Raw genomic sequence first — 12,140 nt, 5'->3', positions numbered from 1 at the left:
AATAACTTACGCTTTAATTAGAGATTGATTCAAAACTTGAAGTTAACAAAAAAGGCTCCCAAGTTTCATCTTTATCCGTAATTTGAAATGGTAAAATTCCATTAATTCTATAAACTGGATTTTTACTCATTCGTTCTCTTACTGCTAAATTAACTGAATACACCCCTTTTGACAGTTGTAAATCATTATGAGAAGCTTTAAAAGATATTACAGAAGAATTTGATTTCGGCGATAAATCAAAGTTGTTTTGCTTAAAACGAGCCACTGGTCGCTGTTCTTTATCAATAATAATTATAAAAAATTCATAGTCTTTAATTGGTGCCAAAATATTAAATTCAAATAAAAATTCAAGCTTTTCTCTCCAAGGTAATTGAGCTATGTTTTTTTCATACTTTTCTGCTAAAACAGCACTGTGATTTAACTCTATACATGAATCTGTATACACCACTGAACTTTCATTTATGGCAAACCTATTATAATATAAATCTATTGCTTTTCCTACATCACCTCCTTGAAATTTTGATTCCCCACGGTCCATCAAAACAATTTGACTACAAATACGAGATATCATAGGCATACTATGTGAAACAAATATTACCGCAGTGTGTGGCAAAATAGTATCAATAGTTTTAAAACATTTCAAAATAAAGCCTAAATCTCCAACAGCTAACACTTCATCAATAATCAACACATCAGGTTCCATTTGAGCGGCTACGGCAAAGCCTAAACGTACTTTCATACCAGAACTGTAATGCTGTACAGGCATGTCTATAAAGTCTTCTAATTCTGCAAAAGCAATAATAGCCTCTAACTTGCTATCAATCTCTTTTCGGCTAAAGCCTAATATAGCACCATTATTATAAATATTTTCTCGGCCGCTAAGAATAGGGTTAAAACCAGCGCCTAATTCTATTAACGCACCAATACGACCTTTCATGGTGACTTTACCTGCGTCTGGGTTTATAAGACCGTTAAGTATTTTTAACAAAGTACTTTTACCTGCTCCATTATGCCCAATTAAACCCAAACACTCACCACGTCGCAGTTCAAAACTAATATCCTTTACTGCCCAAAACTCTTTTGGCCGCAATAACCTGTCTTCCGTTGAGCCAGAAACGCCACTCACCAAATCTTTTAATCCATACCAAAGGCTAGTTTTAAGATCTTTGCAAAACTTTTTGCTCAAACCCTCAACCTTAACAAGGACAGCACCATCAGCTACTATTTCATTTTTATCAGACATCTAAATCTATTAATCTTTCCTATCTATATACCTTATCTTAAAAATTCTCCCCAGCTCTTCCCTTATGCATAAGGGAAGGTGGATTTGATTTCACTTAAAAAAATCAAAGACGGAAGGGTTTTACTCATCCAAACTCAAATCTCTCTTCAAATCCTATATTCCAATATCTCATCCTTTTCACTAGGAAGGTGGATTTAATTTCACTTTAAGAAATCAAAGACCTCCATACCTACTAGGCAAACAGAAGGATTTGACTTCGTGCTGCCAACTTCCAACTTCAAACTTCAAACTTCCAACTTCCAACTTCTCCAACTCAACAACAAACAACTCAACACCCAACACCCATCTACGCACTCAACCGTTCCACAATAATAGGAATTGAAATACGATAAATAATTAACCCTAAAAACAAAAATGGAATACAAACAGCTAACACGATTAAAAAATAATTGAGATAGTCTGGTGTAAAACCAACAACCATATCCCTAGCGGTTAACAGAATCGGAGTAATAGGATTATAGGTCATTATTGTTTTCATAATGCCAGTTTTAGGAATCGCATACACCACAGGAGTTACATACATTAAAAACTGCATTCCAAAAGTTATAATTTTACCAATATCTTTATACAAAAGGCCTAATGGAGTTAAAAACAAACCTACGGTAGTTCCAAAAATAATGGCACCCAAAATAGCAATTGGAAACAACAGTAAGCTCCATTGTAAACCCACACCATAAAGCAGTACGAATGCTACTAATATGAGTATTTTAATACATGTATCAAATAACAATTTATAAATACCTGAGAGCAATAAGGCTTCTTTTGGGAAATTAATTTTAGTCAATATTCCTTTGGCAGCTTGCGTACTGGTCATTGGCGAATTAATAGACTCCACAATAATAGACCAAATCAAAGTTCCAGAAAAGGCATAAACAGGGTATGGAATTCCAGTATCAGTTAATTTAATGGTACCAGTGCTATTTAAGAAAACCCATACAGCAGCTGTAGTTATAGGCATAATAAAAGCCCATACAATCCCTAGATAAGATTGGCGGTACATCGCTTTTATATCGCGTTCTGCCAATTGACGCGCCAAAAAACGCGATTGAAACATGTCTTTTAAGCTCGCTTTTAAAAGCGCACCAAATTTAATGGTTCGTTCTTTCTGGTAAACTCGAGTTTCTAAGGCCATGCAACGTTTAAAATATTAAGGAAAACACCCTTTTTTTCAATTGGGCTAATATACTAATTCCATTAACAATCTAAAACTCAGAATAAGGAATAAAAACACAGAAACAATACCACGGCAAAATCACTACTAAAAAAACACTAAAAAGAGCACCTCACCCAGATCCAACTCCCATTCCCTCTTAAAAAAAAGGGGAAAGAATTCACTAAGGCACGAGGTAAAGAAAGGGGAGTTCTAAGAGGTGAAGACTTATAAAATAAATAAACTCAAACCCACCGTCTAAACCTTCTACGGCGGTTCATCCACCTCCTTTTTTCTAAAGGGAGGAGCTCATAAAGGAGACCAAAATAAGTTTTATAAACTACAAACTTTCGGATTCCTATTATAAGGCAAAAGAATTTCAAAAGTAACAGCAGGCTACAAAATAAATAATCCACCTACTACAATGCTCTTTCTTTTTTTTTAAGAAAAATATAAATAATAAAAAAGTAAAATCCCAATATCCAATGCTAAATAGAACAACCTTTCACAGCTCCCCTCTTTTTTTTTTAAGAAGTTTAAATATTCAAAAAAAGTATTAAGCATAAAGCAATGCCAAAAACAACAACCTAATCCAGCTCCCCTCTTTTTTTAAAGAGGGGAATGAATTCCCGAGGAACGAGGTGAAGAAAGGGGAGTTCAAATCAAGCAACCTCACTCTCATCATCCAATTCATCTAATTCATCCGAACCTAAATGCTTCTTCAAATCCTTAGCTGTCATACAAATCTCAAAATCTTTATGTTGTAAATAACTTGTATAACCATCTTCTAAAGATTTTTTTTGATAGTCACGTCTTAAAGCTTCATCATCAATAGGTCCTTTATGATAAATGTTTGTATTCAAATAATCAAATAAAACATTTACAGGAAGGTTAAATACGGAACAAAAATCATAAATATGAATGTATTGGCGAGTTCCTAATTGGCGTTCATCACGTATAAATTGCATAATGTTTCGTGCAGTACGCATACTTAATCCGGTGATTTGCTGCACATCTGTTGAGGTTAAAAATAATTTTTTCTTTTCCATTTGGGGGCTGTTTAAAGTTCAATAAAATTAATTAGCTACAATTTATAAAATCCACTGTATTTCAGACTATTAAAAACATTAATTTTCGATAAAGCGTAGTTATAAGTAAGAAAATATACTACATATATGTAACTAATGCATTTCATCGAATACGATACTTATCTAGACCAAAAACAAAAACCTCATAATTCAACGTATGATTATAGAACAATTTAAGTCAAATTGGCAACTTAATAATATATAGCTAGAGTATAGATGGTGAATAGATCGTGTATAGATAATGTATGATGAGTGTATGAAAACCCAGATACAACTAAATTTCACTAGAGCAAAATCAGCAATAAAAGACAATATCGGCAATAAATACAAATCAAGTCCTAATTCGGAAATATCAAAAAAAACGCCCTTAGCTTCCACCTAAATTTGTCATATCAGTAGTCAAAGTATCAACCTCGTGCTCAATAAGGCGCCAATGATAATCGAAGTTCTTACAATAAGTACTGGTATGAATTTTTATTAATAATTTTTAAACCCCATAATTATGGCGAAGTTAAAAAGCTTAATAAAGGTCGAAGAAACCCTGGACGACCTTACCTTTTACAAGGGCAAAGAAGGGTATTTAGTAAGAACCAAAGGTGGTGTAAGTGCAAATCGTATTAAAAGCGACCCTGCATTTGCAAGAACCCGAGAAAATGGTTCAGAATTTGGACATTGTGCAACCAGTGGTAAAATACTGCGTCGTGCAATCATTAACTTATTAGCTGATGCTAAAGACAATCGTGTCACATCACGTTTAACTCAAGTGATGAGTAAAGTTAAGAATTCGGACATAACGTCCGTACGTGGTCAACGGCAAGTAGCCATTGGCCTAGCAACACCAGAAGGAAGAGCACATTTAATAGGCTTCGACTTCAATAATAATGCACAGCTAAGCTCCGTGCTGCGATCTGATTTTACATTAGATAGCACTACCGGAGAAGTAACCATTGTAGACCTAACCCCAAATCACGACTTAGGGATTCCGGGAGGAGCAACACATGTTAGCTTCAGTGCAGGATTTCTAGATCTCGATTTCAGTTCAGGTAACAAGGAGTTGCAAGTGAGTCCTATCGTTAATTTACCAATTAACGGTATCGCATCCACAGTAACCTTAACACCAACAGCTGTCCCATCGGGTACTGGAAATCAGTTTTACTTCCTAAAAGTAGCATTCTTTCAAGAAGTAAACAGCATACAATACCCCTTAAACAACGGAGCCTTCAATGCGCTTCAGTTAATAGAGGTGCTGTAAGCACAATTACCCATTTTAAAAGCTGCCTTTTCAGGCAGCTTTTTTTATGTCTAAAAATTCAAAACACAGAAAACCAAATCAAATAGAATAACCTCACCCAGCACCCGCACCCGATCCCCTCTTTTTTTTAAAGAGGACGAGTGAGCGTATAAAAATAGTCCACTGGACTATTTTAGCGATGGGGCGAGCCGGCACGGGACAAATTCACCGAGACACGAGGTGAAGAAAAGGGAGTTCTACCAAGAAAAAAATATTCCATAATTTTAAACATGCCAAAATAAAAACTTCACACCAAAAAAGAATTAAAAGAATACAGAAGAGCACTGCGAAAAAACTTAACACCTGCAGAAGCCTTATTATGGAAACATTTAAAAGCAAGACAATTAAACAACAGACGCTTCACAAAACAACACAGCATTAACTATTACATAGTCGATTTGTATTGCCCTTCAGAAAAACTAATCATAGAGCTAGACGGTGAAATCCACAATAATCCCAAAGCTCAAGACTATGACAATAAACGAACCCAATAATTAGAACGTTTAGGCTACAAAGTCATTCATTTTAAGAACAAAATGGTTTTTGATGGCCTTTCGTCTGTTTTAAGTAAAATACGATCTAATTTTAAAACTGAGTAATAAATATTCTATCTCAATTTTAAAGAAACAATCTCATCTAGGGGCTTTTCTTTTTACCGAAAAATACAAAAAAAAGCAGCTTAATCACTAAGCTTTCTGAGTGGTATACAAATTATAGTGATTCATCATTTTATCAATGCCTTCATTCAAAGATATCAATTCCCTACCTAGTAAATTCTTCATTTTTGTAATATCAGGACACCTTCTTGTCATATCCCCTTCTTTCAAGGATGGAAGAAAAGTAATTTTAGATTCTGAACCGGTTCGTTCAATAATTTTATGAGCCAATTCTAGTATACTGATCTCCACGTCATTACCCACGTTAAGAACTTCATTTATGTAATTGTCGTCGTCCAACGCATTAAGACAAGTATCTATATTATCATCAATATAACAAAATGAACGTGTTTGGTCTCCTTCTCCATAAATTGGTATCGGCTCATTGTTCATTGCTAATTTCACAAATCTTGGCATTACAAAATCATTACTCTGATAAGGGCCGTAGGTATTAAAAAAACGGAAAATCGTATAATCTAAATCATTCTCTCTTTGGTAGGCTTTAAAAAAAGCTTCACCAACATTTTTTACGATAGCATAAGGTAGTCTCGAATTAAGTGGAGTGGTATTTTCATTTTGTGGAATCTCAAAAGGCTCACCATACACTTCTGACGAACTCGAATAAAAAACACGTTTTACACAAGCGTTCTTAGATAATGATAGTATATTTTTTATACCATCTATATCATGTAGAACATTTATGGGGTTTTCTAAAGTTCTCTCAACACCAACAACAGCGGCAAAATGAAATACATAATCAAATTTAAACGTTGCAAATATGGACATAATATCATTGTAGTCATTAACATCTGCCTTTATAAATTTGATATTATCTCTAATTGGAATTTTTGATTTCTCACCGGTAGAGAGGTTATCTATAATTATAACTGTTACATCTTCTTTTAACGCTAGTTTTGCTGCAATTGAACTCCCTAACTGACCAGCACCGCCGGTAACTAAAATGTTTGTCATTAATAATTAATATTTATTTTTTTAATTGGAATTATTAGGGTATATACTAAATGTCATATAGTTAGATCAAAATAAAGGTATTCATATCAAACGTACAAATATTGATAAATTTTAACTAAATAAAATAATCCCAAGTAATCCCCAACCCTTCCCGAACAGTAAACCGCGGCTCATAGCCCATCAGATCCTGTGCCTTAGAAATATCCGCTAAAGAATCTCTAACATCACCTTGTCGATTAGGCCCGTAAACAGCTTTTAAATCAGAATCTGCTGCAAGTCGCAACGACTCCCATAAATAATTAATGGTAATTCGCTCACCACAAGCCACATTAAAAACCTCATTCTTAGCGTCTTTTGAAGCAAAAAAGCCTTTAACATTGGCTTGCACCACGTTGTCTATAAAGGTGAAATCTCGCGTTTGTTCTCCATCCCCATTTATTTTTGGAGAGGTATTATCTTTAAGCGCTTGCATAAATAAAGGAATTACTGCTGCATAGGCTCCATCCGGACTTTGTTTTGGCCCAAACACATTAAAGTAGCGTAAACCAATAACATCCGTATCATAAGTGGTTCCAAAAACATCAGCATACAATTCGTTGACGTACTTGGTTACCGCATAAGGAGATAAAGGTTTACCAATAGTATCTTCTACTTTAGGCAACGCTTTACTATCACCATAAGTTGAACTAGATGCGGCATACACCATACGTTTCACAGATGGACTATCCTTAAGGGCAATCATCATATTTAAAAACCCAGAGATATTTACGGCATTAGTCGTTGCTGGATCGTTTATTGAACGTGGTACAGAACCTAACGCCGCTTGGTGCGACACATAATCCATACCATCCATCGCACTTTTACAAGTGTCTAAATCTCGAATATCACCTTCAATCAATTCAAAGGCAGGATGATCCATAAACTCCGTTAAGTTCTCACGGTGACCATTAGAGAAGTTATCTAAAACACGGACTTTTTTCGCCTTATATTTTAGTAAATATTCAGCCAGGTTAGAGCCAATAAAGCCGCCACCTCCAGTAATTAAAAAACTGAACTGTGATAAGTCTGTGTTGTGATGTGGGTTTTCGTACATTATAATCTGGCGTCTACAGTGTTTATTGGCAGTAATGATTTCACATCGAATACAACACCGGTTTGTGATTTTAATTTGGCGATATCTATTTCTAAGAATTCGTTATGAGAAACGGCTAAAATAACAGCATCATAATCCGTACTTAATTTATCAAAATCACTAATTAAGTCCAATTGATACTCATGCTTTACTTCGTCTTTAGATGCCCACGGATCAAAAACATCTACATTAACGTGATAGGTTTCTAATTCTTCAATAATATCAATGACTCTAGAGTTTCTGATATCCGGACAATTCTCTTTAAAGGTAATCCCTAAAACAAGGGCTTTTGCACCTTTTATCGTCGCTCCTTTTTTAATCATCATCTTTACAGTTTCGGTTGCTACATAGCTTCCCATACTGTCATTCATCTTACGACCTGCTAAAATAATCTCTGGATTATAACCCGATTCAATAGCTTTTTGTGCTAAATAATAAGGGTCAACTCCAATACAATGGCCTCCAACTAATCCTGGGGAAAATTTCAAGAAATTCCACTTCGTTCCAGCTGCCTCCAAAACAGCCTTAGTATCAATATCGAGCAGCCTAAATATTTTAGACAATTCATTAACAAAGGCAATATTGATATCGCGTTGCGAATTCTCAATCACTTTAGCCGCTTCAGCCACCTTTATCGAAGGAGCTAAATGCGTACCTGCAGTAATTACTTTTTTATAAAGTTCATCAACTTTTATCGCAACTTCTGGTGTAGAGCCAGAGGTTACTTTTAATATTTTGGTCACCGTATGAAGTTTATCTCCTGGGTTAATTCGTTCTGGAGAATAACCAGCGTAAAAATCTGTATTATAAACGAATCCAGAGGATGCTTCTAAAACAGGAATACAAATATCTTCGGTCGCTCCAGGGTAAACTGTTGATTCATAAACCACAATATCACCTTTAGACAACACCTTACCAACAGTTTCACTCGCCTTAATTAAAGGTGTAAACACAGGTTTATTTAAAGCATCTGTAGGTGTAGGAACAGTAATGATATAATAATTAGTCACGGCTAAAGCGTCTAAATCATCTGTAATATAAAGTCCCTTATCGGCGTTTAAGTCTGTAGTTAATACAGATTTTAAGTGCTCATTTTCAACTTCCAGAGTTTTATCGAGCCCTGAATTTAATTCACTGATACGTTGTTTATTAATATCGAAACCAACAACAAAAAATTGTTTAGCAAATTCTACGGCAAGCGGTAAACCAACATAACCTAATCCTATAATGGCAATTTTATCTTCTGAATGATTCATTTATTTAAAATAGATTTTAAAATAAGTGTCAAATCTAAGTAAAAACTGTAATTCTGAACGTAATTTTTATTAATTTTCACTTTATCAGCCCAAATAATCGTTCTATTGTAGTGTTCAGGGTCTTTGCGAACTGCTAAAAGCTGTTCTTCATGCCTGTATTTTAAACTTGCCGGACCTGTTATACCGGGTTTCACCTTTAAAATAATCCGATCTTCGCCTTTCAATTCATCTGCAAAACCCTGCAAATCAGGTCGCGGCCCTACCAAACTCATATCACCTATTAACACATTAAAAAGCTGAGGAAGTTCGTTTAATTTCGATTGTCTCAAAAACCTCCCCATTGAAGACGCAAGGTGATCTAACTGTCCTAATTGATGTGCACCGTCTGCTAACGTTCTTAGTTTATAAATTCTGAATAGTTTGCCATACTGACCAACCCGAAGCTGAGAATATATGCCCCATTGTTTTGTATCTATAGTCGCAATAAGCACTAATAATAGAATAGGAATAATTAGTAATGGCAAAAACACCAACACAACGGCAACATCAAAAATACGTTTGACTTTAAGTTGCGTTTTACTGATCATGAAGGTCTAATTTAATATAAGTGATTCAAAAAGTTTTTATTACAACCAGAAAGAAGAGTAGTAATCTTTAATCGTGTGTATAGTATCCAAAATAAAAACACTTTACTAGCTTCACTTTACACTTCTCACTTCAAGCTCCCAACTCCAAGCTTCAAGCTTCCAACTCCATGCTTCAAACTTTAAACATCATCAAGCTCCTTCCTTTTTTTCAAAGGAAGGTGGATTTGATTTCACCTAAAGAAATCAAAGACGGAAGGTTCTTTTTCTAACGCCCCACTTCAAACTCCGTGCTACCAACTTCAAGCTTCAAACTTCCAACTTCCAACTTCCTCATCAAATCCTCCGCAAAAACCCCTTCACCTTCTCAAAAACAGACTGTCTATCCTTTTCATGATAAGAATTCCCATAAACTCCATAGCCATAGCCATAACCGTAGCCATAACCGTAGCCATAGCCATAATTACTATTGTTTTTATGCCTATAGAAATTGAGAACAAAGCTCACATTTTTAAGTTCACCTGAACGGTATTTTGCATTCACCAATTGCAACATTCCTTTCTTAGTATAATCTAAGCGGACCATAAATATAGTTGCATCAGCATATTGTGTTAATTCTAAAGCATCAGTTACCAAACCTAATGGAGGTGTATCTAAAATAATCACATCATACGTCTCCTTAAGCGAATCTATAAGTGCTTTTAAATTATCACTCATTAATAACTCGGAAGGATTTGGAGGTACTGGTCCAGAAGGAACAACATCCAAATTTTCAATATGTGTATGCGTCACAATATCCTCAAAAGTATCATCACCAATGAGGTAATTTACCACACCTTTTTCGTTAGTGATATTAAAATCATCAAAGATTTTAGGTTTACGTAAATCCAATCCTAATAAAATCGTCTTTTTACCAGAAAGTGCATAAACGGTAGCAATGTTTATAGACGTAAATGTTTTTCCTTCACCACTAACAGAAGAAGTTACCATTAAAGTATTAGCTCGAGTATTAGCTCCTGTCTTTTTAAAAATAAACTGCAAGCTAGACCGAATAGCTCTAAAGGATTCGGCTACTGCAGATTTTGGTTTCTCATAAGATACCAGGTTATTTTTATAGCGGTATTTCCCTACCAAGCCCAATATGGGAATAGTAGACATTCGCGTTATCTCATCGGATCCATGAATCGTATTATCTAACAAATACACAAAGAAGATTAATAACATCGGAATGAAAAACCCAAGCATTAAGCCCATCATATAATTAAGACTCTTATTAGGTCCAATTAAACCTCCCCCTATATCTTTGGCTTCATCTACAATACTAAGGTCAGAAATATTAGCCGCTTTAACAATGGCAGCTTCGCTACGTTTTGCTAAATAAATGTCGTAAGCCTCTTGGCTCATATCTAATTGTCGTTGAATCTTTAAAAACTCCTGTTCATCCTCAGGCAAACCACTCAACTCAGCTTCTAAATTCGCAATATTCCGTTGTAAGGTGTTTAATTGAATTGTAATAGTGCGCTCTGTGGCATCAATAGTCTCAAGAAGCACATTCTTTTCAGAGTCTATACGACGGTCTAATTCTTTAAAAAGCCCTGAACCTTCTTTAGTGGTGTACTCTAAGTTTTGGCGTTCAGCAGCCAAGGCTATAATGTTTGAAACACTTCTTTGAATATTACCTTCTTCTATCCCAACACTTGTAGGAGCAGCAATACCTGTATAATCCGTTTTGGTATTTAAATACGTTTCAAGACTATTTAAGTAATCCAATTTAGACTCTTCTGCTTGTTTGACTTGTTCAAACTGCCGTAGTTCATTGGATATTTGAGTAATTTCGGCACTAACATCAAAAACCTTATTATCTTTTCGGAATTGATTCATCTCATCCGTAACGTCTTTTAGGTTAACATTAGTGGCAGCGAGACTACTATCAATAAACTTAATGGTATTGGTCGCGTATAAGTTCTTCCGCTCTAACTCTGTCTCACTTAAAACTGCAGCTGTAGTGTTCAGATAATCTACAATCTTGTCTTTATTATTTCCTGTCAATTCTAGTTTTAATATAGAAGCTGAAGCTGCAGAAACCGTACCGATTTGAATATTTGATTTATAGGAATTAACAACACCATCAAAATCACTAAACTTAATAAAATATTCTGATCCTGACGTAATGTTTTGAGAAGGCTTTACAACCACCTGACCATTTAAAAAGGGCAAGTCTATAGTCTCTCCACTTTTAAAAGGTTTAGAAAATTCTCCAGTAGGCACTTGAATTCGAGATCTAGACTTATCTCCATAGATTTGAGCCGATGCACTTGCCCCTTCAAATGCCGTAAATACTTCAAACTCACTATCACTTACAAATCGTATACCTACAGGATAATTAAGAACCTGTGCTTTAGACTTATCGATAATAAACTCAAAGGGAGCTTTTTTATAAATATCTACCTTACGATACTTCCCTTCCTCCAAATAATCCATATAGTATTGGAGCGAATCCACTACCTTTTCATTGTGCGTCCGCGTTTTAATAGCGGTCATAATCTTCCCTACTTTACCTGAAACCCCACCCCAATTAAAAGATATACTTGTATTTGCTGTAAAAAAAGGGTTCTGATCGTTATCTACAGAAATTAGGGAATCCAAACGGTAAACATTTTGCTTTCTTACATTGATAAAATAAGCAATTAGAAGAGCGGTCCCTATGC

At 35.1% G+C, this 12,140-nt stretch carries 9 protein-coding genes and 1 pseudogene; 2 read left to right on the top strand and 8 right to left on the bottom strand.

Annotated elements, in window-relative coordinates; genetic code table 11:
* Positions 1-13: 13 nt before the first annotated feature.
* From ITJ86_RS13755 to ITJ86_RS13745, 3 genes are all read right to left on the bottom strand, one after another.
* Complete coding sequence (locus ITJ86_RS13755) at positions 14-1,243, bottom strand: ABC transporter ATP-binding protein (protein ID WP_195872227.1); 1,230 nt, start codon at positions 1,241-1,243, stop codon at positions 14-16.
* Positions 1,244-1,589: 346 nt separating this feature from the next.
* The gene (locus tag ITJ86_RS13750) at positions 1,590-2,435 is read right to left on the bottom strand and encodes an ABC transporter permease (protein ID WP_195872226.1); all 846 of its coding nucleotides are present in this window, start codon (positions 2,433-2,435) and stop codon (positions 1,590-1,592) included.
* A 680-nt stretch (positions 2,436-3,115) separates the two neighbouring features.
* Complete coding sequence (locus ITJ86_RS13745; RefSeq protein WP_195872225.1) at positions 3,116-3,502, bottom strand: hypothetical protein; 387 nt, start codon at positions 3,500-3,502, stop codon at positions 3,116-3,118.
* 541 nt (positions 3,503-4,043) lie between these two features.
* On the opposite strand from ITJ86_RS13745, the gene ITJ86_RS13740 reads away from it, so the two are divergent.
* Both ITJ86_RS13740 and ITJ86_RS17545 read left to right on the top strand, forming a co-directional pair.
* Positions 4,044-4,793 (top strand): hypothetical protein, encoded by a 750-nt coding sequence (locus ITJ86_RS13740; RefSeq protein ID WP_195872224.1) that lies wholly within the window; start codon positions 4,044-4,046, stop codon positions 4,791-4,793.
* Positions 4,794-5,104: 311 nt separating this feature from the next.
* A pseudogene (locus ITJ86_RS17545) lies at positions 5,105-5,326 on the top strand (endonuclease domain-containing protein); the annotation flags it as partial.
* 192 nt (positions 5,327-5,518) lie between these two features.
* On the opposite strand, the gene ITJ86_RS13730 reads toward ITJ86_RS17545, so the two are convergent.
* From ITJ86_RS13730 to ITJ86_RS13710, 5 genes are all read right to left on the bottom strand, one after another.
* Positions 5,519-6,460 carry an NAD-dependent epimerase/dehydratase family protein gene (locus ITJ86_RS13730; RefSeq protein WP_195872223.1) on the bottom strand — a complete coding sequence of 314 codons (942 nt, stop codon included), beginning with the start codon at positions 6,458-6,460 and terminating at the stop codon, positions 5,519-5,521.
* A gap of 115 nt (positions 6,461-6,575) precedes the next feature.
* On the bottom strand, positions 6,576-7,553 hold the full coding sequence (locus tag ITJ86_RS13725; RefSeq protein ID WP_195872222.1) for an SDR family oxidoreductase: 978 nt from the start codon (positions 7,551-7,553) through the stop codon (positions 6,576-6,578).
* Positions 7,553-8,848, bottom strand: a complete 1,296-nt coding sequence (locus ITJ86_RS13720) for a nucleotide sugar dehydrogenase (RefSeq protein ID WP_195872221.1) — start codon at positions 8,846-8,848, stop codon at positions 7,553-7,555. The genes ITJ86_RS13725 and ITJ86_RS13720 overlap by 1 nt, the downstream gene beginning before the upstream one ends.
* Positions 8,845-9,435 carry a sugar transferase gene (locus tag ITJ86_RS13715; RefSeq protein WP_195872220.1) on the bottom strand — a complete coding sequence of 197 codons (591 nt, stop codon included), beginning with the start codon at positions 9,433-9,435 and terminating at the stop codon, positions 8,845-8,847. The genes ITJ86_RS13720 and ITJ86_RS13715 overlap by 4 nt, the downstream gene beginning before the upstream one ends.
* A gap of 333 nt (positions 9,436-9,768) precedes the next feature.
* The gene (locus tag ITJ86_RS13710; RefSeq protein WP_230080312.1) at positions 9,769-12,078 is read right to left on the bottom strand and encodes a polysaccharide biosynthesis tyrosine autokinase; all 2,310 of its coding nucleotides are present in this window, start codon (positions 12,076-12,078) and stop codon (positions 9,769-9,771) included.
* Between the last annotated feature and the right edge of the window lie 62 nt (positions 12,079-12,140).

Origin of the sequence: Winogradskyella marina, assembly GCF_015645385.1 — a bacterium.
GTDB classification, from domain to species: domain Bacteria; phylum Bacteroidota; class Bacteroidia; order Flavobacteriales; family Flavobacteriaceae; genus Winogradskyella; species Winogradskyella marina.
The sequence above is the reverse complement of the archived record's forward strand: the minus strand, read 5'-3'. Positions and strand labels throughout refer to the sequence as shown.

Coding starts and splice junctions, on each gene's coding strand:
- ITJ86_RS13755 (WP_195872227.1), bottom strand. CDS start 1,243: ATGTCTGATAAAAATGAAATAGTAGCTGATGGTGCTGTCCTTGTTAAG.
- ITJ86_RS13750 (WP_195872226.1), bottom strand. CDS start 2,435: ATGGCCTTAGAAACTCGAGTTTACCAGAAAGAACGAACCATTAAATTT.
- ITJ86_RS13745 (WP_195872225.1), bottom strand. CDS start 3,502: ATGGAAAAGAAAAAATTATTTTTAACCTCAACAGATGTGCAGCAAATC.
- ITJ86_RS13740 (WP_195872224.1), top strand. CDS start 4,044: ATGGCGAAGTTAAAAAGCTTAATAAAGGTCGAAGAAACCCTGGACGAC.
- ITJ86_RS13730 (WP_195872223.1), bottom strand. CDS start 6,460: ATGACAAACATTTTAGTTACCGGCGGTGCTGGTCAGTTAGGGAGTTCA.
- ITJ86_RS13725 (WP_195872222.1), bottom strand. CDS start 7,553: ATGTACGAAAACCCACATCACAACACAGACTTATCACAGTTCAGTTTT.
- ITJ86_RS13720 (WP_195872221.1), bottom strand. CDS start 8,848: ATGAATCATTCAGAAGATAAAATTGCCATTATAGGATTAGGTTATGTT.
- ITJ86_RS13715 (WP_195872220.1), bottom strand. CDS start 9,435: ATGATCAGTAAAACGCAACTTAAAGTCAAACGTATTTTTGATGTTGCC.